At 67.5% G+C, this 23,981-nt stretch carries 22 protein-coding genes; 14 read left to right on the forward strand and 8 right to left on the reverse strand.

The window, feature by feature from the left end; translation table 11 throughout:
* The first annotated feature begins 12 nt into the window (after nucleotides 1-12).
* A complete protein-coding gene (locus ACF8ME_RS18950) occupies nucleotides 13-489 on the forward strand; it encodes a GNAT family N-acetyltransferase (RefSeq protein WP_392417795.1) in 477 nt (158 codons plus the stop codon).
* Nucleotides 490-514: 25 nt separating this feature from the next.
* Here the strand turns inward: ACF8ME_RS18950 and ACF8ME_RS18955 are convergent, their stop codons facing one another.
* The 4 genes from ACF8ME_RS18955 to ACF8ME_RS18970 all read right to left on the reverse strand — a co-directional run bounded on the left by ACF8ME_RS18955 (nucleotide 515) and on the right by ACF8ME_RS18970 (nucleotide 4,152).
* Nucleotides 515-901, reverse strand: coding sequence for a DUF1987 domain-containing protein (locus ACF8ME_RS18955; protein WP_016447926.1), 387 nt, complete (start codon nucleotides 899-901; stop codon nucleotides 515-517).
* Between the two features lie 35 nt (nucleotides 902-936).
* The gene (locus tag ACF8ME_RS18960; protein ID WP_392417797.1) at nucleotides 937-1,569 is read right to left on the reverse strand and encodes a DUF6272 family protein; all 633 of its coding nucleotides are present in this window, start codon (nucleotides 1,567-1,569) and stop codon (nucleotides 937-939) included.
* Nucleotides 1,566-2,957: a SpoIIE family protein phosphatase gene (locus ACF8ME_RS18965; protein ID WP_392417799.1), complete on the reverse strand. Its 1,392-nt coding sequence runs from the start codon at nucleotides 2,955-2,957 to the stop codon at nucleotides 1,566-1,568. The genes ACF8ME_RS18960 and ACF8ME_RS18965 overlap by 4 nt, the downstream gene beginning before the upstream one ends.
* 97 nt (nucleotides 2,958-3,054) lie before the next feature.
* The gene (locus tag ACF8ME_RS18970) at nucleotides 3,055-4,152 is read right to left on the reverse strand and encodes an ABC transporter ATP-binding protein (protein ID WP_034347786.1); all 1,098 of its coding nucleotides are present in this window, start codon (nucleotides 4,150-4,152) and stop codon (nucleotides 3,055-3,057) included.
* Between the two features lie 212 nt (nucleotides 4,153-4,364).
* On the opposite strand from ACF8ME_RS18970, the gene ACF8ME_RS18975 reads away from it, so the two are divergent.
* The 11 genes from ACF8ME_RS18975 to ACF8ME_RS19025 all read left to right on the forward strand — a co-directional run bounded on the left by ACF8ME_RS18975 (nucleotide 4,365) and on the right by ACF8ME_RS19025 (nucleotide 17,849).
* Nucleotides 4,365-6,011, forward strand: coding sequence for an ABC transporter permease (locus ACF8ME_RS18975; RefSeq protein WP_392417801.1), 1,647 nt, complete (start codon nucleotides 4,365-4,367; stop codon nucleotides 6,009-6,011).
* A 55-nt stretch (nucleotides 6,012-6,066) separates the two neighbouring features.
* On the forward strand, nucleotides 6,067-6,975 hold the full coding sequence (locus ACF8ME_RS18980) for a LysR family transcriptional regulator (protein WP_016447921.1): 909 nt from the start codon (nucleotides 6,067-6,069) through the stop codon (nucleotides 6,973-6,975).
* 112 nt (nucleotides 6,976-7,087) lie between these two features.
* The gene (locus ACF8ME_RS18985; RefSeq protein ID WP_013804017.1) at nucleotides 7,088-8,473 is read left to right on the forward strand and encodes an 8-oxoguanine deaminase; all 1,386 of its coding nucleotides are present in this window, start codon (nucleotides 7,088-7,090) and stop codon (nucleotides 8,471-8,473) included.
* A gap of 206 nt (nucleotides 8,474-8,679) precedes the next feature.
* Entirely contained in the window at nucleotides 8,680-9,996 is a 1,317-nt protein-coding gene (locus tag ACF8ME_RS18990; protein WP_392417803.1) for a nucleobase:cation symporter-2 family protein, read from the forward strand.
* Nucleotides 9,997-10,027: 31 nt separating this feature from the next.
* Entirely contained in the window at nucleotides 10,028-10,396 is a 369-nt protein-coding gene (gene arsC, locus ACF8ME_RS18995) for an arsenate reductase (glutaredoxin) (RefSeq protein WP_016447918.1), read from the forward strand.
* A gap of 95 nt (nucleotides 10,397-10,491) precedes the next feature.
* Entirely contained in the window at nucleotides 10,492-12,045 is a 1,554-nt protein-coding gene (locus ACF8ME_RS19000; RefSeq protein ID WP_392417805.1) for a Do family serine endopeptidase, read from the forward strand.
* A gap of 311 nt (nucleotides 12,046-12,356) precedes the next feature.
* Nucleotides 12,357-13,880, forward strand: a complete 1,524-nt coding sequence (locus tag ACF8ME_RS19005) for an ATP-binding cassette domain-containing protein (protein ID WP_392417807.1) — start codon at nucleotides 12,357-12,359, stop codon at nucleotides 13,878-13,880.
* A gap of 35 nt (nucleotides 13,881-13,915) precedes the next feature.
* Complete coding sequence (locus tag ACF8ME_RS19010; RefSeq protein WP_012203525.1) at nucleotides 13,916-14,320, forward strand: hypothetical protein; 405 nt, start codon at nucleotides 13,916-13,918, stop codon at nucleotides 14,318-14,320.
* 197 nt (nucleotides 14,321-14,517) lie between these two features.
* Nucleotides 14,518-15,192, forward strand: a complete 675-nt coding sequence (locus tag ACF8ME_RS19015; protein ID WP_017405435.1) for a response regulator transcription factor — start codon at nucleotides 14,518-14,520, stop codon at nucleotides 15,190-15,192.
* Entirely contained in the window at nucleotides 15,189-16,649 is a 1,461-nt protein-coding gene (locus tag ACF8ME_RS19020; RefSeq protein ID WP_392417809.1) for an ATP-binding protein, read from the forward strand. Before ACF8ME_RS19015 ends, ACF8ME_RS19020 begins: the two co-directional genes overlap by 4 nt.
* Before the next feature lie 168 nt (nucleotides 16,650-16,817).
* The gene (locus ACF8ME_RS19025) at nucleotides 16,818-17,849 is read left to right on the forward strand and encodes a sensor domain-containing diguanylate cyclase (protein WP_392417811.1); all 1,032 of its coding nucleotides are present in this window, start codon (nucleotides 16,818-16,820) and stop codon (nucleotides 17,847-17,849) included.
* 82 nt (nucleotides 17,850-17,931) lie between these two features.
* Here the strand turns inward: ACF8ME_RS19025 and ACF8ME_RS19030 are convergent, their stop codons facing one another.
* Nucleotides 17,932-19,539, reverse strand: a complete 1,608-nt coding sequence (locus ACF8ME_RS19030; RefSeq protein WP_016447912.1) for a methyl-accepting chemotaxis protein — start codon at nucleotides 19,537-19,539, stop codon at nucleotides 17,932-17,934.
* A gap of 442 nt (nucleotides 19,540-19,981) precedes the next feature.
* On the opposite strand from ACF8ME_RS19030, the gene ACF8ME_RS19035 reads away from it, so the two are divergent.
* Nucleotides 19,982-20,515 carry a DUF2939 domain-containing protein gene (locus tag ACF8ME_RS19035; RefSeq protein ID WP_046987310.1) on the forward strand — a complete coding sequence of 178 codons (534 nt, stop codon included), beginning with the start codon at nucleotides 19,982-19,984 and terminating at the stop codon, nucleotides 20,513-20,515.
* A 33-nt stretch (nucleotides 20,516-20,548) separates the two neighbouring features.
* Here ACF8ME_RS19035 and ACF8ME_RS19040 read toward each other — a convergent pair whose 3' ends face one another.
* Nucleotides 20,549-20,773: a hypothetical protein gene (locus ACF8ME_RS19040; protein ID WP_392417813.1), complete on the reverse strand. Its 225-nt coding sequence runs from the start codon at nucleotides 20,771-20,773 to the stop codon at nucleotides 20,549-20,551.
* A gap of 23 nt (nucleotides 20,774-20,796) precedes the next feature.
* Entirely contained in the window at nucleotides 20,797-21,420 is a 624-nt protein-coding gene (yfcF, locus tag ACF8ME_RS19045) for a glutathione transferase (RefSeq protein ID WP_392417815.1), read from the reverse strand.
* A gap of 606 nt (nucleotides 21,421-22,026) precedes the next feature.
* On the opposite strand from yfcF, the gene ACF8ME_RS19050 reads away from it, so the two are divergent.
* On the forward strand, nucleotides 22,027-22,764 hold the full coding sequence (locus tag ACF8ME_RS19050; RefSeq protein ID WP_392417817.1) for a hypothetical protein: 738 nt from the start codon (nucleotides 22,027-22,029) through the stop codon (nucleotides 22,762-22,764).
* A gap of 407 nt (nucleotides 22,765-23,171) precedes the next feature.
* On the opposite strand, the gene ACF8ME_RS19055 is transcribed toward ACF8ME_RS19050, so the two are convergent.
* The gene (locus ACF8ME_RS19055; protein ID WP_392417818.1) at nucleotides 23,172-23,831 is read right to left on the reverse strand and encodes a hypothetical protein; all 660 of its coding nucleotides are present in this window, start codon (nucleotides 23,829-23,831) and stop codon (nucleotides 23,172-23,174) included.
* Between the last annotated feature and the right edge of the window lie 150 nt (nucleotides 23,832-23,981).

Here is a 23,981-nt window from a genome sequence, read left to right on the forward strand (position 1 = left end):
CTTGCCAGCGACATGACAGACACCTTCTCGCTTCGGCCCTCGCGGCCCGATGACCTTCCGGCCCTGAACGCCGTGCTCTGGGCCACCTACGACAGCACCTGGAAGCCGCAACTGACGGCGGACAAGGATGCGCGGTTCCGCGGCTCGGGCCGCACCGCGCAGTACGTGCAGTCGCGCGGCCACCTGTTCTGGGTGGCCGAGTGCGATGGCGTGGTGGCAGGCTTCGTGGACCGCGTGGATGACTTCATCGGCGCCCTGCATGTGCTGCCGGCCTGGCAGGGGCGCGGCGTGGGCCGTGCGCTGCTGGCCCACGCGGAGCAGGCCATGCGCGCCGACGGCCACGCCCAGGTGCGGCTGGAGACCGACAGCTTCAACACCCAGGCCCTGGGCTTTTACACGGCGCAGGGATATGCCACGCTGGACACCTATCCCGACGAGGAATGGGACTGCGGCCTGACCACGGTGCTCATGGGCAAGCCGCTGGCCTGAAGGCCAGGGCGGAGCAGGCCTGCCCTCAGTTGCTGTAGGGCTGTCGCTCCAGCACCAGGTTGGCGAAGTCCTCCACCAGGTCGGCGCCCAGTTCCTCGATGGCGTCGTCCTCCTCGTCAAAGGCCCAGACCACGCGGATGTCCGTGCCCTTTTGCCCGGCCTGGTCCAGCAGCGCGAACAGCGAGCGCAGGCCCATGGTGGAGGCGCTGTTGATGTACTGCAGCTTCATCTCGGCCACGAAGCGAGGGGGCTGGCTCGCCTCGAAATACCGGCCCAGCATGGACAGGATGGGGTTGAAGAAGGGCAGGGGGTTTTCGGGATAGCACTCGCCTTCGATGCGCAGAAGCTGCTCGGCCGGCGAGAAGACCACTTCGGGCGTGACGGAGGTGCGTTCGGATTTCAATGCTTGCATGGCGGCAGGTCGGTTCGTTGAAGGACGCCCGGCGTTCAGATCAGCGCCTTGACGTGGAATACGGCATGGGGCGCGGTCTCGGCGGCGTCCTCTCCCGTGGCGATGTGGTACTGCAGCGGTGCCGAGGCATCGCGCGCAATGGTCAGCCAGCCCAGGCCCGCGCCCCGGCTGATGTCGTCGCTGGTGCCGTGGTCCGTGTTGTGCAGCTGGGCCTTGTAGGCGGCCTTGATCTCGGGGTGGCTCATGGCGCGCACGGCGTCCAGCTTGGCGGCCAGGCGCGGCACATGCTCGCTGCGCACGGCGTTGCTGCAGGCGATCCAGAAGCAGGCAGGCGCCTGATCGGGCCCTGCCTCTTGGGCACAGGTCTGCGCATCGATACGGCCCACGCCGATGGCGCCCTGTGGCACGGGCGCGCTGAGCGCCTGGCGGGGGCCGGTGTCGGCCGCAGGCAGGGGCGCTGCGTAGTGCAGCACGTTCTGCGCCATCTCGATGAAGGTGGAAAACAGCTTGCGCTTGGCGCTGCTCGATCCGTCCTCGCTGGCCAGGCGGCTCTTGAGCGTGTCGGCCGCCGCCTGGATCACATTGGGGTTGAAGGTGCCCGCGTAGTACAGCAGCAGGCCGTTGTGCTCGGCCTGGGCGCGCAGCTGAGCGAATTCGGCCGGGCTCATGGCTGGCCTTGCACGCAGGTGGCGGGCTGCAGGGCCTGGTTGCGCCAGACCAGCAGAGACACATCGTCGCGCCGGCGCTGCGTGCCCTGCCACTGGGCGAAGGCCTGCCGGAACTCGGCGCAGGCCTGGGCGGCGGGGCGGTCCTGCTGCTCGTGCAGGAAGCGCGCCAGGCGCTTTCTGCCGTGGGCGATCTGGCGCGGGCCGCCCAATTGGTCGATGACGCCATCGGTGGCCACCATCAGCAGCGACCCGGGCGCGACCTCCAGCTCCTGCGTGCTCCAGGCCGCGTCGTCGGGCGTGGTCGCATAGCCTATGCCCAGCTTGTCGCCGGCATGGGTCTGCACCTGGGCCGCCTCCTGCACGCCGGGCGGCGCCACCAGCAGGTCCAGCCGGGCCGATGCAAACCGCAGTTGCGTGCCGCAGGGCGACTGCAGGAACAGCGCGGCGTCCAGGCCATCGCTGGAGGTCTTCTCCGCCGGCAGGCCGTCGGCGGGGGCCGCTGGTGCGCCCCAGGCCGGCTGGGCGTCGCGGGTGCGCTGCTGCAGCACGCGCTTGATGTAGCGGTTCATCTGGCCCAGCAGGGCGCCGGGGTCGATGGCGGTGCCGGTTCCAGTGCCGATACCTGCAGGCGCCACGGCCTGTTCGAGGAAGGACAGGGCAATCAGCGTCATGAAGGCGCCCGGCACGCCGTGGCCCGTGCAGTCGAACATGCAGCCCAGCAGGCCCTGCGGTGTGGCACGGAAGAAATACGCATCGCCGCCCACCACGTCGCGCGGCTCCCACAGCAGGCCGTGGTCGGCCAGCTGGCTGGCCAGCACGCGGTCGGACTCGACCAGGTGCGAGCGCTGGATCAGGCTGGCGTAGTCGATGCTGGCCATGAGCTGGCGCGTCTTGTCGGCCTCGATGTCGGACATGGCGGCCATCAGCGCGTGGCCAGTGCCTATGCCTGCATAGCGGCCTTCCTCGACGGTGATGAAGCCGTCCTTGAGCACGCGGCTGCCGCTGGCCAGCGCCTGCTGCACCAGCTGGTCGATGGGCAGGCCGGCCGCCACCACCATGGGCGCGGTGTCGGTGAATACCAGGCAGCTGCGGCGGCCGAACACGTCGCGCGCAAAGGGCCGCGCGTACTGCTCCATGAAGCGCTGGCGGTTGATCAGGCCCAGCGGCCGGTCGTCGGCCACCACGGCCAGGGTTTCGAGCAGGGGCTGCTCGCTGAACAGCCGGTGCACGTCCTCGTTGCTGGTGTCGGGGGGAATCGGCGCCGTGGGCTGGCTGAGCTGGCCTGCGCGGGCCAGCAGGCGTGGCGCGGCGGGCGCAGGGGCAAGCGCCGGAACCGGTTTCGGAGCAGATGCAGCGTGCTGCGTGGAGGAGGGGTCCAGAGCAAACATGGGTGGCCTTGAATTGTCACAAGATGTGACAGATTCTGGGTTTCACCCATGACCGTCGGATGACAAAGGCCTGGACGGCGCGGCGGCGGCCGCCTGCTCAGGCCGCTGCGGTCTGCGCAGTGCCCTGTCTCTCGCGCGGGAAGGCGACCACGTGATTCATGTCCAGCCGTATGCCCACCCACTCGCCCACCGCATGGTCGTGGTGGCTGGGCACATGGGCCAGCACGCTGTGGCCGCTGGCCAGCTCCAGCGTGTAGAGGAACTCCGAGCCGCGAAACGCCTTGCGCAGGATGCGCGCCTGCACGGGCGAGGCATCGTCGTGCACCACATCGTCGGCGCGCAGCAGCACATCGCACTCGCCGTCCGCAAACTGCGCAGGCAGCGGGCAGGTGGCCGGATCGACCAGATCGCCCAGCGCCGTGCGCGCCACCACGCCGCCGGCACCGCTGTGGGCCAGCGTGGCCGGCACGAAGACGCCGTGGCCGATGAAGTCCGCCACGAAGCGCGTGGCCGGCCGGTGGTACAGCGAATAGGCGTCGTCCCACTGCTGCAGCTGCCCCTGGTGGACCACGCCGATCATGTCGCCGATGGCAAACGCCTCCAGCTGGTCGTGCGTGACGAACAGGGCCGTGGCGCCTGCGGCCTTGAGGATGCCGCGCACCTCATGCGCCAGGCGCTCGCGCAGGTCCACGTCGAGGTTGGAAAACGGCTCGTCCAGCAGCATCAGCTGCGGGCTGGGCGCCAGCGCGCGGGCCAGCGCCACGCGCTGCTGCTGGCCGCCTGACAGCTCGTGCGGAAACCTTCCTGCACTGCCGGCCAGGCCCACCAGCTCCAGCACCTCGGCCACGCGCTCGGCCTGGCGCGCCTTGGGCAGATGGTGGATGCCGAAGGCCACGTTGCGGCCCACGTTCAGATGGGGGAACAGCGCATAGTCCTGGAACACCATGCCGATGCGCCGCTGCTCGGGAGGGAGCGAGAAATCCGCGCTGCCCACGAGCTGGCCGTCGATGCGGATCTCGCCGCCGCTCACGGGCTCCAGGCCCGCCACGGCACGCAGCAGCGTGGTCTTGCCGCAGCCCGAGGGGCCGATGAGCACGCCGATGTCGCCAGCGGCCAGATTCAGCGTGACGCCCTGCACGGCAGGCCTGTCGCGGCCCGGGTAGCGCACCTCGAGTTGGGAGACGGTCAAAAACATGCGGCGATTGTAGAACCGCGCAAATGAATAGAATTCGCATTTGCATTGGCGGGCCAGGGGCATGCCCGGAGCCCGCCGACTCCAGCAGCCCGCAGGCACGTCCGGTCTCGGCGGCACCTCGGCCCACAGGCCGGTGGCTGCCGCGGATCCCGGCCCGTTCCATAGCCCGGCAGCCAGATCCTCCCCCTCATCCTCTAGCCGAGACCTCCGCTTTGCGCCGTCTGTCGTCCGTACTCCGCTCCCTTCCACTGCTCCTGCTGGCCCTGGTGCTGATGCTGCCCGTGCTGGCCGTGCTCGGCTCCTGGCTGCCTCTGGGGCAGGGCGATGCCCTGGCCGGCTCCATCCTGCGCGAGATGGCGGCCACCGTGCTGCCCGGCTACCTGTGGACCACGGTCTGGCTGGGCCTGCTGGTGGCGCTGGGCGCGGCCATCGTGGGCACGGGCACGGCGGCGGCCGTGACGCTGTTCGACTTCCGGGGCCGGCGCCAGCTCGAATGGCTGCTGCTGCTGCCGCTGGCCATGCCGGCCTATGTCACTGCCTATGCCTATACCGACTTCCTGCAGTTCAGCGGCCCGCTGCAGACCTGGATGCGCGACACCTATGGCCTGGAAGGCCGGCTCCTGCCCGAGGTGCGCAGCCTCGGCGGCGCGGTCTGGGTCTTCATCTTCTCGCTCTACCCGTATGTCTACCTGCTGGCGCGCACCGCGCTGGGCGAGCGCGCCGCGCATCTGATGGAGGCCGCGCGCCTGATGGGCGCGCCGCTGTCGCGGCGCATCTGGTCGGTGGCGCTGCCGCTGGCGCGCCCGGCCGTGGCCGCTGGCGTGGCCCTGGTGGTGATGGAGACGCTGGCCGACTTCGGCGTGGTCAGCTATTTCGGCATACAGACCTTCACCACGGGCATCTACAAGGCCTGGCTGTCCATGGACAACCGCATTGCCGCTGCGCAGCTGGCCACCTTCCTGCTGGTGCTGGTGGTGCTGCTGCTGCAGCTGGAGCTGCGCGCGCAGCGGCGCATGCGCTTCGTCACCGGCAGCACGGGCCGCGCCGGCTCGGCCGAGGCGCAGCCGCTGCGCCTGCGCGGCTGGCGCTGCGCGCTGGCCTGGCTGGTGTGCCTGCTGCCCGTGCTCATGGGCTTTGTGGCGCCCGTGTTCTTCATGCTGCGCCCGCTGGCGGCCGACTGGTCGGTGCTGCCCTGGGACCGCTTCCTCGACTGGGCGCTCAACAGCGTGCGCCTGGGCGCCATCACCTCGGTACTGGCCGTCATCATCGCCGTGGCCCTGGCGTTTGCCGTGCGCCGCCACAAGGAGTCGGCCGTCACGCGCGGCGTGGTGCAACTGGCCAGCCTGGGCTATGCGGTGCCGGGCGCCGTGGTCGTCGTCGGCCTGCTGCTGCCCGTGGGCTGGGTGCAGCAGGTGCGGCCCGAATGGGGTTTTGCCGGCCTGGTCACGGCCACCGCCGTGGGCATTGTCTGGGCCTACCTGGTGCGCTTTTGCGCCGTGGCCCTGCAGTCCATGCAAAGCGGCTATGCGCGCATCGCGCCCAGCCTGGACGACTCGGCCCGCATGCTGGGCACGGGCGCCTGGGGCATGCTGTCGCGCGTGCACTGGCCGTTGCTCAGGCGCTCCACGGCAGCGGCGGCGCTGCTGGTCTTCGTCGATGTGATGAAGGAGCTGCCCGCCACCATGGTGCTGCGCCCCTTCAACAGCGACACCCTGGCCGTCGTGGCCTACCAGCTCGCGCGCGACGAACGCCTGGGCGAGGCCGCCCTGCCGTCGCTGGCCCTGGTGCTGGTGGGCCTGATCCCCGTGATCATGCTCAGCCGCACGCTGCGCGCCGAGCGCCCGGGCACGGCCCGCTGAGCCCGCCGCCGGGCGCTGCAAAGCGCGGCCCGGCAAACCCCGCTACGCTCGCGCCATGCACGCCAGAGTCCTGCGCTATCTCGACGAAGTAGTCCGCCGCGGTTCCATCCGCAAGGCGGCCGAACATCTGCACGTGGCCCCCACGGCCGTCAACCGCCAGATCCTCGACCTGGAGGCCGAGCTGGGCACGCCCCTGTTCGAGCGCATCCACAAGCGCCTGCGCCTTACCCCGACGGGCGAGATGGTGCTGGCCCATGTGCGCGCCACGCTGCGCGAGCATGCGGCGCTGCGCGAGCGCATTGCCGAACTGCAGGGCGCGCGCAGCGGCGAGATCACCGTGGCCGCGACCACGGGGCTGGCCGGCTCGCTGCTGCCCTCGCTGGTGCATGAATTCCGCCAGCGCCACCCGGGCATCGTGGTGCGCATCATCGACCTGCCCCTGAGCGACATCGCGGCCGCCGTGGAAGGCGGCGACGCCGACCTGGGCCTGGCCTACGACCTGTCCGAACGCCCCGCGCTGCGCGCGCTGGCCATCAGCGAATGGCAGATCGGCGCCATCGTGCCGCCCCGGCATGCGCTGGCGCGCCAATCGTCGGTGCTGCTCAGCGAGTGCATAGGCCATCCGCTCATCCTGCCCGCGCCGCCGCTGTCCATCCGCAGCCTGCTGGACGAAGCCTTTGCGCGCAACGCCATCGAGGTCACGCCCGTGGCCGAGTCCACCTCCATGGCGCTGATCCAGCGCCTGGTCATGCTGGGCGAGGGCATTGCCCTGCTCAACCCGCTGGACGTGATGGAGGAGCGCAGCCGCAATGCCCTGGTCTTCGTGCCTTTGCGCGATGCGCATCTGCGGCGGCAGACGCTGGTGCTGACCGGCCGGGCCAGGGGGCAGTTGAGCGCGGCGGGCGAGCTGATGGCCCAGTCCATCGGCCAGGCGCTGGCAAGGCTGTTTGCCGGGGGGCGGTGAGTCTTAGGCACTTGTCCACTTTTTGTGGACACATCGGGCGGAATTCAGCGCTATCGGCAATGGCTTGTCCTTCCTAGACTGGCGGCTTTTCCATTTCGAAGAAGAGAACGCCATGACCTTGATCGCACTGAACGCCGATGTACTCGTCACCATGGATGCGCAGCGCCGCGAGATCCGCGACGGCGCCCTGGTGGCCGACGGCCCGGCCGTGCAATGGGTGGGCGCCACGGCCGATCTGCCGCCGCAGTACCGCCGCATGGTGGACGACGGCACGGCCCAGGTGCTGGACATGCGCGGCCGCGTGGTGATGCCGGGCCTGGTCAACACGCACCACCACATGTACCAGAGCCTCACGCGCGCCGTGCCTGCCGCGCAGGATGCGGAGCTGTTCTCGTGGCTCACCAACCTGTACATGCTGTGGTCGCACCTCACGCCGGAGATGATCCACGTCTCCACCCAGACCGCCATGGCCGAGCTGATGCTGTCGGGCTGCACCACCACCAGCGACCACCTGTACCTGTATCCGAATGGCGCTCGGCTGGACGACTCCATCGCCGCGGCGCAGCAGATGGGCATGCGCTTTCATGCGGCGCGCGGCTCCATGAGCCTGGGCCGCAGCAAGGGCGGCCTGCCGCCCGACGCGGTGGTGGAGGAAGAGGAAGCCATCCTGCGCGACAGCCTGCGCCTGATCCAGCAGTACCACGACAGCGCACGCCACTCCATGCTGCGCGTGGTGCTGGCGCCATGCTCGCCGTTCTCGGTGACGCGCGAGCTGATGCGCGAGTCCGCCGTGCTGGCGCGTGCGCACGGCGTGTCGCTGCACACCCACCTGGCCGAGAACGACAACGACGTCGCCTTCTCTCGCGAGAAATTCGGCCTCACTCCCGCGCAGTACGCAGAAAGCCTGGGCTGGGTCGGCCCCGATGTCTGGCATGCCCACTGCGTCAAGCTCGATGCCGAGGGCATTGCGCTGTTCGCGCGCACGGGCACGGGCGTGGCGCATTGCCCGTGCTCCAACATGCGCCTGGCCTCGGGCATCGCACCCGTGCGCACCATGCGCGATGCGGGCGTGCCCGTGGGCCTGGGCGTGGACGGCAGCGCCTCCAACGACGGCGCCCACATGCTGGGCGAGGCGCGCCAGGCCCTGCTGCTGCAGCGCGTGGGCCACGGCCCTGCCGCCATGGGCGCGCGCGAGGCGCTGGAGATCGCCACGCTGGGCGGCGCGCGCGTGCTGGGGCGCGACGACATCGGCGCGCTGGCGCCGGGCATGTCGGCCGACTTCGTGGCCTTCGACATGTCGGGCGTGGGCTACGCGGGCGCAGGCCATGACCCCGTGGCCGCGCTGGTGTTCTGCACGCCCACCGACGTGTCCACCAGCGTCATCAACGGCCGTGTCGTGGTCCGTGACGGCCACCTGCTCACGGCCGACCTGCCGCGCGTGCTGACACGCCACCGCGAGCTGGCCCGCACGCTGTTCGAGCGCGCAGCGGGCCACTGACATCTCCCTGCAGCGCGGCAGGCCGGCACCCAGGCCATCGCGGGTGCCGACCTGCCGCGCTGCGCCATTCCCCCGAAGCATCTCCAGGAGGCTCGAAGACCCGGACAGCACTTTCAGGACCCCCACCCTTTTCCGGCACCACTGCCCCGACATACATACAAGCGCCTCTGAAGAGGCCAACGGCCAGGACACAAGGAGACAAGACAATGGAACAACTGCTTTACAAGGTGGAAGACCGTCCGCCAATGCTCATCACCACGGTGCTTCTGTCGCTGCAGCACCTGCTGGCGGCGCTGGGCGGCATCATCGCCGTGCCCCTGGTCTTCGGCGGGGCGCTCAAGCTGCCGGCCGACCAGATCGTGGCGCTGGTGAATGCAGCGCTGCTGGGCTCGGGCGTGGTCACCATCGTCCAGTGCAGGGGGGTGGGGCCCTTGGGCATACGGCTGCCCTGCGTCATGGGCACCAGCTTCGCCTTCGTGGGCGCGGGCATCAGCGTGGGGCTGGAGCATGGCGTGGCCGGCATCCTGGGCTCCTCGCTGGTGGGGTCGCTGGTGATGATCGTGGGCAGCTACTTCATGCCCGTGATCCGCCGCTTCTTCCCGCACACCGTGACCAGCGTGGTCGTGACCATGATCGGCCTGTCGCTGACCCCCGTCGCCGTGGACTGGGCTGCGGGCGGCATGGGCCGCACCGACTACGGCGCGATCGGCCACCTGGCCATCGCCGGCTTCGTGCTGGTGCTGGTGATCGGCTTCGTGCAGTGGGGCAGGGGCATCGTCTCTGCCTCGGCCGTGGTGCTGGGCATCGCCTGCGGCTATGTGCTGTGCCTGGCGCTGGGCCTGATCGACTTCACCCAGGTGAGCGAGGCCGCGGTCTTCGCCATCCCGCAGCCGCTGACCTTCGGCATGACGTTCCCGGTGGCCGGCATCGTCGCCATGTCCATCGCTTTTCTGGTGACCATCGTCGAGACCACGGGCACCTTCATGGCCCTGGGCGCGGCCACGCAGACGCGCATCGACGGCAAGCGCCTGTCCAGCGGCATGCTGTGCGACGGCGTGGGCTCGGCCTTCGCGGCCGTGATGTCCAGCCCTCCGCTGTCCACCTTCGCCCAGAACGTGGGCGTGGTCTCGCTGACCGGCGTGGCCAGCCGCCATGTGGTCATGCTGACGGGCGTCATGCTGCTGCTGGCCGGTCTCTTTCCTGTGCTGGGCGCACTGGTGGTGACGATTCCGCAGCCCGTGCTCGGCGGCGCGGGGCTGATGATGTTTGCCATGATCATTTCTGCCGGCATCCGCATGCTCAGCGGCGCCGAGCACTCGCGGCGTGCCAGCCTGATCATCGCGGTCTCGCTGGGCTGCGGCCTGGCGGTCACGGTGCGCCCGGACCTGCTGGCCCGCATGCCTGCCTTCGTGCGCGAAGTCTTCGGCTCGGGCATTACCGTCGGCGCCCTGGTCGCGGTGGGGCTGAACCTGCTGCTGCCCGGCCGCGAGGTCGATGCCCATCCCGAGGAAGCCGTGGCCTGAGACGCATTTTCATGGGCCTACACTGCGGCCCATGAACACCACCGCCCCCCGCACCGACATCACCATCTACCACAACAACCGCTGCAGCAACTCGCGCGGCGCGCTGGCCCTGCTGCGCGACAACGGCATAGAGCCGACCATCGTCGACTACATCGCCCAGCCCCTGGACGCTGAGCAACTGCAGGCCCTGGTCCGGCAGCTGGGCATGCCCGTGCGCGAGCTGCTGCGCAGCAAGGAAGCCGTCTTCGCCGAGCTGGGCCTGGGCGATGCATTGGCCAGCGATGCGCAGTTGCTCGCCGCCGTGGCCGAGCACCCGGTGCTGCTCAACCGCCCCATCGTCGTCACGCCCAAGGGCGCGGCGCTGTGCCGCCCGCCGGAGAAGGTGCTGGCGCTGATCTGAGATGCACGGCGAGGCCTCTAAGCCTCGCCTAAGTCTGCCCCTTCAGACTTCTCCCCAACGCAGCAAGGAACGCTGCTTTTGAGGAAAGGTCTGCCATGAACAAGATTCTGTCGACTCCCCGCCGTCTGGTGCTGGCCCTGGTGGCCGCAGGTGCCATCGGCGCCCTGGGCGCCACGGGCGCCGGTCTGGTTGGTGTGGTGCATGGCGATGCGCGTGCCGCCACGTCGCTGTTTGCGCCTGCAGCACAGCCTGCTTCTGCCGCTTCTCCTGCTTCTCCCGCCGGCGCCGTGGCGGCGCCCAACTTTGCCGACATCACGGCGCGCAATGGCGCGGCCGTGGTCAACATCAGCGTGGTCGGCAGCTCGCGTGCCATGGGCGAGGACGGCGACGAGGCCGCAGCGCGCCAGGGGCAGCAGGGCGTGCCGGGCATGGACCCCAAGGATCCGTTCTTTGAATTCTTCCGCCGCTTCGGCGTGCCCGGCATGCCGGGCATGGGCCAGGGCCAGCCCCAGCGCGATGTGCCCACGCGCGGCGAAGGCTCGGGCTTCATCGTCTCCAGCGACGGCCTGATCCTGACCAACGCCCACGTGGTGCGCGGCGCCAAGGAAGTGACCGTCAAGCTGACCGACCGGCGCGAGTTCAGCGCCAAGGTGCTGGGCGCCGATCCCAAGACCGACGTGGCCGTGCTGCGCATCGAGGCGAAGAACCTGCCCACGGTGTCGCTGGGCAAGACGGCCGATCTGCGCGTGGGCGACTGGGTGCTGGCCATCGGCTCGCCCTTCGGCTTCGAGAGCAGCGTGACGGCCGGTGTGGTCAGCGCCAAGGGCCGCACCCTGCCGGACGACAGCTTCGTGCCTTTCCTGCAGACGGACGTGGCCATCAACCCCGGCAACTCGGGCGGCCCGCTGTTCAATGCGCGCGGCGAGGTGGTGGGCATCAACAGCCAGATCTACTCGCGTTCGGGCGGCTACCAGGGCGTGTCCTTCGCCATTCCCATCGAGGTGGCCACGCGCGTGCAGCAGCAGATCGTGGCCACGGGCAAGGTGCAGCATGCGCGGCTGGGCGTGGCCGTGCAGGAGGTGAACCAGGCCTTTGCCGATTCCTTCAAGCTCGACCGTCCCGAAGGCGCCCTGGTGTCCAGCGTGGACAAGAACGGCCCTGCCGCCAAGGCGGGACTGGAGCCCGGCGACGTGGTGCGCAAGATCGATGGCCAGCCCATCGTGGGCTCGGGTGATCTGCCGGCCTTTGTGGGCCAGGCGCTGCCGGGCCAGAAGGTCACGCTGGAGATATGGCGCAACGGCGAGGCCCGCACGCTCAGCGCCGTGCTGGGCGATGCCAGCGACAAGGCTGCCAAGGTGGCCAAGGACAAGCCCGACGCCGGCAAGGGCAAGCTGGGCCTGGCCCTGCGCCCGCTGCAGCCCGAGGAAAAGCAGCAGATCGGCGTGAAGGACGGCCTGGTCGTTGCCGACGCCGCAGGCCCGGCGGCCGAGGCCGGCATCACGCAGGGCGATGTGCTGCTGTCCATCAACGGCTCGCCTGCCGGTGATATCGAGGCCGTGCGCGCCGCCATGGCCAAGGCCGGCAAGACGGTGGCCGTGCTGATTTGGCGCGATGGCAACAGGATATTTGTTCCCGTACGTCTCGGGTAAGCGAAAGGAGGTAAGGGACTGAAAAGCACCTGCACACTGAATTGATCGCACAGCCCCGGCACGAATGTGCCGGGGCTTATTGCATGGGGAATTCAACCGGCCAGTGGCTGGCGATTCCTGCATTCGTGCGGCAATGTGATGGTTGTATTCTGTGAATTCGCGTCCTTTTGCGTTAGTGGTGTTTCAAATTGTGACGATTTGAGATAGAGCGAATACGCTTAGACTGCCGGCCCATCCAGGCGGGCGTGCACCGTTCTGGTTTCAGGAAGAAGCGCCCGCAAGGGCCCATGGCAAAACAGGAAGGGCATGCTTTGAAGCAGGACTACAGCTTGCAGGCGGCGGGTTTGGGCGCATCGTTCGGCGCGCGCGTCATCCTGGCTGAGGTGGACTTCACGCTGCCCACCCACGGCATCACGGCCCTGCTGGGCCCCAGCGGCTCGGGCAAGTCCACGCTGCTGCGCACGCTGGCCGATCTCAATGCCGCCAATCCGCGCTTTCGCCGCTGGGGCAGCGTGCGCTACGCGGGCCAGGAATGGACCGGCGCCATGCAGGCGCCGCGCCTGGTGCAGCAGCAGGCCCGGCTGATGATGGCCAGCACCTTCGACGCCATCGTCGAGCTGGCCCGGCCCCGCCTCAAGCTCGTGCCGCATGCGCTGCGCGACTGGTGCCGCGCGCAGGTGCAGGCCTTCGGCTTTCCCGAGCTTGCGCTGATGTTCGACCAGCCGGCGCTGCAGCTGTCCCCCGTGCAGCAGCGTGCCGTGGCCATCCTGCGCGAGGCGCTGGCCGAGCCGGCCCTGCTGATGGTGGACGAGCCCACGGCAGAGCTTGAGGGCTACGAGGCCTTCGTGCTGCTGGAACTGCTGCGCCAGGTGGCCCAGCGCACGGCCGTGCTGATGAGCACGCACCACCAGCAGCACGCACAGGCCGTGGCGCAGGACATGCTGCTGCTGGCCGGCGGCCGCATTGCCGAGGCGCAATCCATGGAGGCCTTCCAGCGTGCGCCGCTGTCGCTGGCGGGCCAGCAGTTCCTGCGCACCGGCAGCTGTGCCGTGGCCTCGCCCGATGCGCGGGCCGAAGACCTGGAGGAGGGCGTGCCCCTGCCTCCTCCGCTGCCTGCAGCGGCCGTGGCCGCGATCTCCGAATTCCTGTCGGACGCAGTGGCCGCCGAGCCTGCATCCGAGCCCATGCCTGCACCTGAGCCCGTACCCGTGCCTGCGCCGGTACCCGCACCCGCACCCGCACCCGCACCCGCACCGACACCCGCTGCCGCTGCCGCTGCCGCAGCCCGGCCGCGCGCCGTCAATCCCTCCGTGCTGGTGGACTGGCAGCCGCTGGTGGCCGACCCGCAGGCCGTGCCGGCCAGCCGTGGCCCCAGCGGCTTTGCCTGGCTGGTGCCGGGCCGGCTGGCGGGCGCGCCGCAACCGGGCGTGGTGCAGTCCATGGACTTCGACCTGAAGGCCCTGCGCGGCTGCGGCGTCACCGTGCTGATCACGCTGACCGAAAACGACCTGCCGCAGGAGCCGCTGCAGCGCCATGGCCTGCGCAACCTGCACCTGCCGGTGCGGGACCACGAATCACCGTCGGTGGCCCAGATCCAGATGCTGCTGGCGCGCATGTCGGCCATGCTGCGCGCGGGCGAGGTGCTGGCCGTGCACTGCCTGGCCGGCCTGGGCCGCACGGGCACGGTGCTGGCCGCATGGCTGGTGCGCGAGGGCCTCACCGCCGACGAGGCGCTGCGCCGCGTGCGCCTCATCGATGCCCAGTACGTGCAGTCCCAGGCCCAGGAGGACCTGCTGTATGCGTACGAAGTGGCACTGCTGCTGAAGATGGGCTGACCGATCACATCCATTCACAAAAAAGGAAAGCTGCAATGAGCCTTGATAACGTTTTGAGCGAGGTGGCCGGTTCGGTGCCCGAATGTCTGGCCATCGGCTATGTGGATGCCGCCTCCGGCATGCTGCTGGCCATCCGCACGGTGGACTCGCATCCGCGCGAAGTCATCGATCTCGTGGCCGCTGCCACGGCCGACCTGTTCAACGGCCCCAACGTCTCGATGATCGAGAGCCTGTTCAAGAAGTCGCGCGGCCTCAAGGACGACGGCCACCACTACTTCCAGGAACTCATCGTCAACAGCGACAACCTCATCCACGTCTTCCTGCGCGGCAAGCTCATGCCCGACTACGTGGCCGTCTTCGTCTGCCGGCGCACGGCCAACCTGGGCATGGCGCTGACCAAGGCCCGCATGGCCATGCCGAAGATTGAAGCGGCGGTGTGACCGCCGCTCACCCCCTGAGTCGCTGCGCGCCTTCCCCCTCTCTAATCGCTTCGCGAAGGAGGGGGACGACAGCCTCGCGGCGGGGCGGCGCGGCCGGCTTAGGCCCTTGCTCGCTGTCCCTGACGTTTGAGCGCGCCAGTTTCGGGCGGCATGTGCCTCAGAACTGAGCCAGCCTTGCAGGGAGCTATTCTTCTGCCATGCGCTTACTGCTTGTCGAAGATGACGCCATGATCGGCGAGGCCGTGCAGACCCTGCTGCGCGGCGAGGGCCATGCGGTGGACTGGGTCCGTGACGGCCTGCAGGCCGATGCGGCCCTGTGCCCCGGCCCGGGTGGCGGCCATGGCTATGACATGGTGCTGCTGGACCTGGGCCTGCCGGGGCAGGACGGTTTGCAGGTGCTGCGCCGCCTGCGCGGGCGCCGCGACCGCACGCCGGTGCTGGTGGCCACGGCGCGCGATGCCGTGCGCGACCGCATTGCCGGGCTGGATGCGGGGGCCGACGACTACGTGGTCAAACCCTATGACCTGGACGAGCTGCTCGCGCGGCTGCGTGCGCTGGCGCGCCGGGCGTCGGGCGCAATGGATCCGCTGTACGAGCGCGAAGGCGTGCGGCTCAATCCCGCCACGCGCGAGGCCAGTGTCGAGGGGCGCGACGTGGTGCTCTCCGGCCGCGAATGGGCGGTGCTGGAGACGCTGCTGGCGCGCCCGGGCAGCACGCTGTCGCGCCAGCAGATCGAGGACAAGCTCTACGGCTGGGGCGACGAGGTCAGCAGCAACGCCATCGAGGTCTACATCCACGGCCTGCGCAAGAAGCTGGGCGCGGGGCTGATCCTCAATGTGCGCGGCGTGGGCTACATGGTGCCCAAGCCATGACGGCGCCGGCTTACTCTGTCATCGCCCGGCTGCGCGGCCGCCTGCCCGGCGCACTGGGCACGCGGCTGCTCATGTTCCTGGGCGCGGCCATCGTGCTCACCGCGCTGCTGCAGGGCCTGCTGGCCTACCGCAACGCGCTGCTGCAGACCGACACCCTGTTCGACTACCAGATGCAGCAGACCGCCTTTGCGCTGCGCGCCGGCCTGCCGGTGGATGCGCGCGGCAGGCCCCAGGGCACGCCGCCCGAGGATGAGAACCACGAATTCATCGTCCAGGTCTGGACCAACGAGGGCCTGCGCATTTTCGAGTCCGCGCTGGGTGCGGCATTGCCGCAGATGGCCGTGCTGGGCTTTGCCGATGTGCCCGCGCGCGGCACCGTCTACCGCGTGTTCTCGCTGCAGACGCGCTCGCAGGTGATCCAGGTGGCGCAGGACATGCGCGTGCGCCGCACGCTGGCGCGCGATGCCGCCTGGCAAAGCCTGCTGCCCATCGCCTTGCTGGCGCCCGTGCTGGCGCTGGCCGTGTGGTGGGTGGTGCGCAGTTCGCTGGCGCCCGTGCAGCGCGTGCGCCGCGAGCTGGCCGCGCGCCGCCCGCAGGACCTGGCCCCCGTGCCGGCCGAGGGCCTGCCCGACGAGGTGCGGCCCCTGGTGGCCGAGCTCAACGCGCTGCTGCAGCGCGTGGGCCAGGCCTTCGAGGCGCAGCAGCACTTCGTGGCCGACGCCGCGCACGAGCTGCGCTCTCCGCTGGCCGCGCTCAAGCTGCAACTGGTGGCCTTGCAGCGCGCGCCCGATGCGGCCGCGCATGACGAGGCCGTGCAGCGTCTTTCGGCCGGCATAGACCGGGCCACACGGCTCGTCGAACAATTGTTGACATTGGCGCGGCAGGAAGCCCAAGGCACGGTACAAGGCACGGCCCCAGGCCCGCAAGGCATGCAGGGGCCGCACGGCGCTGCCACGGCCGCACCTGCGGACGTGGACCTGCGCGAGGTGGTGGAGCAGGCCCTGGCGGACCAGGCCGTGGCGGCCCAGCAGCACGGCCTGGACATGGGCCTGAGCGAGTCCCCGCATCTGCGGCAGTCCTTTGCCGTGGCGGGCGACGCACAGGCATTGCAGATGCTGGTGCGCAACCTGCTGGACAACGCCATCAAGTACGTGCCGCAAGGCGGCCGCGTCGATGTGGGCTGGCGCAGCGATGCCCAGGGCCGCGCGCTGGTGGTCGAGGACTCGGGCCCCGGCATTGCCGAAAGCGAGCGCGAACTGGTGCTGCGGCGCTTTGTGCGTGGGCCCTCTGCGGCTTCAGCGGCTTCTGCGGGCCAGCAGGCGCAGGGCAGCGGACTGGGCCTGGCCATCGTGCAGACCATTGCCCAGCGGCATGGAGCACGCCTGCTGCTCGACCGCTCGCCCACGCTGGGCGGCCTGCGCGTGCAGGTGATATGGCCGCCTGTGTCGGCCTGCTGACAGCGGCGCGTGGCGCGCAGGCTTGTCGGCCTGCAGCGCGGCCGGGATGCTTCCCGCCTGCGTCTGGCCGGGTCACAATCCCCAAATTGGTGCCGGCCCGCCTGCCTTCCCATTCCCTCATCAGGCGCGCGGGCAGTCTGCTTCCGTCGTCATTTCGAGAGGTATTTCATGGAGTCCCTTGTCCAGCGCCTGTCCCAGTCCGTGACCCAGGCGCATTCTCTGGAAGAGTTGACGCGGCCCCTGCTGCAAATGCTCGAAGAGAGTACGCATCTGGAGTCCACCTATCTCACCACCATCAACGAAGAACAGGGCCAGCAGCGCGTGCTGTACGCGCGCAACGCGAGCGAGATGCAGATTCCCGAAGGCCTGGTCGTCCCCTGGGGCGACACGCTGTGCAAGCGCGCCCTGGACGAAGGCCGCATGTACACGCCCGATGTCGGTGCCTGCTGGGGCGACTCCGAGGCCGCGCGTGAACTGGGCATTCGCACCTACGCCAGCGCCCCGGTACGCTTTTCCGGCGGCCAGCTCTACGGCACGCTGTGCGCGGCCAGCAAGACCTCCCAGGCGTTGAGCACCGAGGCCCAGGGCCTGCTGCGCCTGTTCGCCAACCTCATTGCCGAGCGCGTGGAGCGCGAGCAGCTCATCACCAGCCTGAGCAAGGCCAACCAAGAGCTGGCGGCACTGGCTTTGCTGGACCCGCTGACCGGCCTGCCCAACCGGCGCTGCCTCACCGACGAGCTGGGCCGGCTGATTGCGCGCTGCGCACGCAGCCAGGAATGCGTGGTGGTGGGCTTCATCGACCTGGACCGCTTCAAGAACGTGAACGACGAGCACGGCCACGAGGCCGGCGACGCACTGCTGCGCGCCATGGGAGAGCGCCTGTCCTCCCATCTGCGCAGCGCCGACATGCTGGCGCGCTTCGGCGGTGACGAGTTCGTCTTCATCGGCGTGGGCCCGCTGTTCGGCAGCGAGGCCGACGCCGTATCGCGCGACCTGCAGCAGCGCCTGTCGGAGGCCTCGGTCATGAAGGTCGAGCTGCCCGATGGCAAGACGCTGGACTACGGCGGCGCCAGCGTGGGCGTGGTCTGCCTGCGGCCGGACTCCATTGACGCCGACGACGCGCTGCAAAAGGCCGATGCGGCCATGTACCGCGTCAAGATGGCGCGCAGCCGCGGCGCCAGGGGCACCGCGCTGCATTGAGCTGGCCCGGCGGCCAGGGCCTGTTGCCGCCTTGCATGGCCTGTCTGGCTGCTTCTCGCGCGCGCTGTTTATTCTTTCCGTCTCAGCCTGCTGCCAGCATGGGCTGCCTGCGCTGCAGCTCCACGGCGGCATGCTGATGGCCGCTTGCCGCCTCCAGCTTGAAGGCGCCCACCGTGCGCACCAGGTCGCCGGCCTGGCCGCGCAGGCTGGAGGCCGCGGCGGCCATCTCCTCCACCAGTGCCGAGTTCTGCTGGGTGGCCTGGTCCATCTGCGTGACCGCCTGGCCGATCTGGGCCACGCCCGAGCTTTGCTCGGAACTGGCGGCGCTGATCTCGCCCATCAGATCCGTCACGCGGCGTATGGCGTCCACCACCTCGGCCATGGTCGTGCCGGCCTGGTCGGCCAGCGCGCTGCCGTTGTGCACGCGGCTGGTGCTGTCGGTGATGAGCTGCTTGATCTGCTTGGCGGCCTCGGCGCTGCGGCTGGCCAGGCCGCGCACCTCGGTGGCCACCACGGCAAAGCCCCGGCCCTGTTCGCCGGCGCGTGCCGCTTCCACGGCCGCGTTCAGCGCCAGGATGTTGGTCTGGAAGGCAATGCCATCGATCACGTTGATGATGTCGGCGATCTGCCGGCTCGATTCGCTGATGCCGCGCATGGTATCGACCACCTGCCGCACGACTTCGCCGCCCTGCTCGGCCACGGTGGAGGCGCCCAGGGCCAGCTGGTTGGCCATCTGCGCGTTGTCGGCGTTCTGGCGCACGGTGGAGCTGAGCTGCTCCATGGAGGCTGCCGTCTGCTGCAGCGCGCTGGCCTGGCTTTCGGTGCGCGAGGACAGGTCCTGGTTAGCCTGCGCGATCTGCCCGCTGGCCGCCGCCACGCTGACCGATCCCTGGTGCACCTGGCGCACCACGCCGCGCAGCCCCTCCTGCATGGTCTGCAGCGCGCGCAGCAGCATGGACACCTCGTCCTTGCCGCGCACATCGATGTGCCGCGTCAAATCGCCTGCCGCCACGGCATCGGCCGTATGGATGGCCTGTCGCAGCGACCGCGCCATGTTGCGGATGATGGACCAGCCCAGCAGCACTCCCAGCAGCACGCCCCCGATGATGGAGCCCACGGCCACCGCAAAAATCACCTGGTACAGCGATTGCGCGGCCTCGTATTCCTCCTTGGCGACGCGGGTCTGCAGCGCGGTCAGCTGCACGATCACATCACGCAGCGGCGCGTACAGCGCCTCGTCCTTGTCGATCAGCAGCTGCCGGGCCAGCTCCAGGTCACCGGACAGCAGCGCCTGCTGGGCCGGCTTCAGAAAGCCCTGCAGGAACAGCGCGCGCACGGCCTCGAAGCGGTCGGCCAGCTGCGCCTCTTCCTCTGTCATCCGGGTCTGGCGGAACGAGGCCCAGGCCTTGTTCACGTCGTTGATGTTGGTCTGTATCTCCTGTTGCTTTTGCTGCGTGTATTCGGGCAGGTGCACGGCAATGGCGCCCGAGACCGCATTGCGGTTGCGCAGCAGCAGGCGCTGCACTTCCAGCAGATCGCCCAGTGCGACCAGGCGCTCTTCATAGACCACCTTGAATCGGCGGTTGGACTCGCTGATTCCATAAAGCCCGAAAGCGCCGATCACGATCATGAGCAGTGAGAGAAAACCAATCAAGGCGGTCAGGCGAGTCGATAACTTGAAATTATTCATACTGCGTCCTTTGCATGCATTGCGGATGGTTGGTGGGTACTCGCGTTGTCAGGCCGCCCCGTGATGGCTCACATCTCTCGCAAAAAGAACTCGGTCGTGAAAATGAGATTTCATTCACGGTAAATGCCCGGTCTGCACAAAGGCTCACAGGCATCCGGAAACGGCGATGCTGGCTTGCCGATGGCCTGCGTGGCCAATGGCGATCCATGTTGTATTGGTTTGTAAACTATTTGTTACAAACTATAATATGAATCGGATGGAGCAGGCAATACCAGCTTTTCAGGTATTCGCCCTGGCCTGATAGGGGTTCTCTGCCCATTGCTGCGGCAGGAAGAGACGGCCTGTGCCCGGGGCCGTCCCTGGCCGGCGCCGCGCGCCGGACGGGCCCGCCTAGAATCCGCGTTTGCGCGTGGCCGCTGGCACGCTTTCACGAAAGAGATCCATGAAACCCAAAACACTGGCCGGTGCGCTGGCCGCCCTCTGCGTGGCTGCGGCCGGCCTGCTCTATGCATCGCCCTATATCGCCCTGCACCAGATCGGCAAGGCCGTGGAGCGTCGCGACGCCCAGGCCCTGTCCGGCTACGTGGACTTCCCTGCGCTGCGCGAAAGCATCAAGGGCCAGATGATGGCCAGGCTGCAATCCCAGATGGGCGGCTCGGGCGACAGCGCCTCCAACCCCCTGGCCGGCTTTGGCCAGCAACTGGCCCAGGGCCTGGTCAGCCAGTTCACCGAGGCGCTGGTCTCGCCCGACGGCGTCATGCTCATGCTGGAAAAAGGCAAGCCCGGCAAACCCACGGACGTGGCCGCCGCAGGCGTGGGCGTGGACACCCAGGGCGGGCCGCCGCGCAAGGACTACTCCGTGGAGTACCAGGGCTGGTCCAAGGTCTTCGTGCACCCGCGCGGCGAGCCGGGCGGCTTCATTTTCAGGCGGGAAGGCCTGATGGGATGGAGGCTGGTGGCCGTGAAGATGGATTGAGGGGCGCGGGCGGGTCGCCAGCACCCTGGCGCCTCAGCCTTGATGCAGCACCTTCATCACATGGCGCTTGCCCAGCCGCAGCGCACGGGCATCGGCCTCCTGCCGCGTGCCGCAGCCCTGGTCTTCGGTGACCACTCCCAGGGCCTTGCCGCTGGCCACCTCCAGCAGCGTGGCGCGGGGCAGCCAGGCGCCGGGCGTGACATCGCTGGGCAGTGATGCTGGCGTGATCCGCACGCCCATGTAGAGAAGACTGTCCATGGCCTGCCAATATCCCGGGGGGCTCAGCCTGCCAGCGGCGGGCGCGGCAGGGCCAGCCACTGCTGGATGGCGGGGTGCTGCCACTGCCGGCGCGCATAGGCGGCCAGCGGCGCGGGCACGGCATCGCCGTTGAGCACCAGGCGATTGAGCATCAGCGCCAGATCCACATCGGCAATCGACCATGGGCCGGCGATGTGGTCATCTTCCGCGCGGATGAAGGCACCGGCCACCGAAAACAGCTTGCGCGCCGCCGCCTGACCCGCATCCGACAGCGGCGTGGGCGTGGGGCGGTAGAACACCACCTCGGTGCTGCGCTCCGAGCGCAAGGCCATCAGATCGCTGCGCAGCCAGGCCTGGACCTGGCGCACACGGGCGCGCGCCTGCGCATCCTGGGGGTAGAGCGGTGCGCCGCCAAAGCGGTCCTGCAGGTACTCGCAAATCGCCGAAGACTCCGACAGGCTGAAATCGCCGTCCACCAGCGTGGGCACCCGTGCCGTGAGCGATGCCGCCACATAGTCCGCCCCGGTGTTCTGTCCCGCCGAAAGGTCCAGCGTGCGCAGCTCGAAGTCAATCCCCTTGACCTTCAGCGACACGAACACGGACAGGGCATAGGGAGAGGCGAATTGCGAATCGGCGTACAGCAGCATGAGGGCCTTTCAGGGGGACTGCATCGGTGATTGGGGCACTGATGGTAGCTGAGCACTCGGGGCCTATGGCCCGAGTAGGCAGTCTGCCTCACCTTGTGACTCCGATTGTCCAAGTCAGCCTCGCCGACTGGCCCACGCCATGAACTTTGCCAACCGGTGGGCACTGTACATGGATCGGCAGCATCGGTCAGAAGGTTAAGGGTCCTCTGCACAGATCAAAAACGATCTGCTACGCACCATTCATCACAACACTGTCCAGACAGCCAGTCGCCTGTAAGTCGTTGCGATTGCAACGATAGATAGTTCATGCCTGAAGTTGGCTGTCACAGAAAAAGTCGATTTTTGCAGAGGATTCCTAAGAAAATTCTTAAACTATCGATAGCCTGTTTGCACGCATTTATTGCATCTATAGAATTTCCCTATAGCATTGGGCCAGCCCCTAAAAATCAGTAGCCGTACGCTGACTCCAGCTGCGCCGGTCCGCTCTTGGCGGATGGTCACGCCAGAACAATGCCGCCCACCTTTGGAGTTGGGTTTTTGGTGCTTTTGATTATCCAGTTCTCAGCTTTTCCCAAGCTGGAGTTTTAGGATTCAATTGATTGGACCATGTTCCCTCTCGAAGGCTGCTTGGCGCAAGTTGAGCAACTCGCCTGTATTAAATCAATAGGCGATATTTCTATGGTTCTTAATCTTTCTGGGGGGAATTATGAAAAGTTTACTTGTTTTTTCTTTGTAATATTGAGTGCGATTTTTCCTGATACCGTCCTGACGAATGGAGAGGTCGTGCAGGTAAAAATATCCACTCATTTCAAGGGTGAGGTGGTTAAAAGGAGTGCCGTCGTGGGTTTGGGTGATTCAATAAAGCTCACATCCAGTCAAGAAGGAATGATTGTTGCTATAGAATATGTGATAAAAAATATTCAAGTGAATAATTTGAAGAAATATAGCTTATCTGCAACTTTATACTCTGGTGTAGAGGGTGGTGAAACTTGGTTGTCCAAGCGCGATATTTTTGCAGTTGTGGAAAAATCAGTTCCTGCCTTTTTCAGACTTGACGAAGCATCTGACGAGATGCAGGTGGAGGTAACCATAGCTGACATCCAGGACGAAGAGGGATACTTGAAAAATATGCCTAGAAAAACCTGCGATTTGAGCTTGGAAAGTCCTATTGTCCTGAAATCTCAGAGTGCATCAGGAACGTATGGCTGCTGCGATATTCGTTGCCAATCTCTTAATGGAACCTGTTGTGGCGCAATTATGTGCTGTCTCAGGGATCCCGATAGCTATCCAGTTTGGCAAAATGATATTGCGCATGATTGCTGCTGTTATCCACCTCAATATTAAGCAAAGATAGCATAAGGAACTCATTTACCGTCCAGCACGAGCGCCCCGAACCAACCCTCGCCGCCCGCCTGTACCAAGAGTTCCAGCGCTTGAACTTCACCGAATGGCCCACAAAGCCGGCCAGGACCAACGGACCCTGAAGCAGTCCGAGTCCGGCGACCTTGTCCCTGACGCCACGGCGTTGCAGCAACTGCACCTTGCTGGAGTCGATATTGGCTAGGTGCTGTTGTCTCTGCGCTCCGCCACGCCCGACGCCGATGTGCAGACGCGGCTTGCGCGTGGCGAGGCCTTTGTGGGTCGGTGTGGCGTGGCAGGCCTCGCAGGCGCAGGACACGCGGCTGGGCGAAGTGCGCGAGGCCGTGCTGCGGCTGGAGAACGTGGTCGTTCAGGGCTGATCCGCACCCGGTTCACCCCGGGCGGCCCATGCCGCCTTCAAAGACATCGCGCACGTCACGAAGGGTCTGCGAGCCCCATTCATCACGGTGCTCGCCATGCAGGGCGGCCGCCACGTAAACGATCTCCGACAACTGCGAGATGCGTGCCGCCATGCCGTGCGCCACGATATGGCTCTCCGTGTTCTGGTAGTCGCCCATTTGCATCAGCACCTGCGCCAACTGCTGGACCTCGTAGTTGGCCTCGCGGGCCAGTTCGCGCCACTGCGATGGCGTTGCACCGGTGTCCAGCCTCGCTTGCAATTCGTACAGCGTGGTGCGCGGAAACACGATCCCGTCCACCGGCGTCTCTGATATCTGAGCCAGCGCCTGGGCCGCTACTGCCAGCAGGCGGGTGCGTGGGCCTGACTCCGCATCGCCGGGCACCAGCCGCGCCGAATTGATGCAGGCGGCCACGTCAAGCGCCGTGTTATGCAGATCGCACGTCGAGCCGGGCTGCGCCGCGTGGCGTGCCACATCGCTGGCGATGCGCAGCAGGCGGTCGGACTCCCCGCTGTGCCGGTGCTTCTCGTCGGTCATCGCGGCCTGCGTGAGTGCTTCAGCGGCCTGCAGGAACAGCGCGCGGTCCGCCTTGGCGAGTTTCTTGCGCGATGGTTTTGCGCCGGCATGCTTCATGGACCTCCTTCGAGCAACGTACAGGCGCAGCAAAGGAGCCGCCTGAGGGGTCAGGTAGTATTTGGCGCTTGTAGTGACAACGCCCCATAGGCTATCAAACGAAAATTTGATCGTCAACAGTTTATATAAAAAATGTTTGATTTCTCTGCG

It is taken from the genome of Delftia sp. WSY_7 (genome assembly GCF_043104845.1).
GTDB lineage: Bacteria > Pseudomonadota > Gammaproteobacteria > Burkholderiales > Burkholderiaceae_C > Comamonas > Comamonas tsuruhatensis.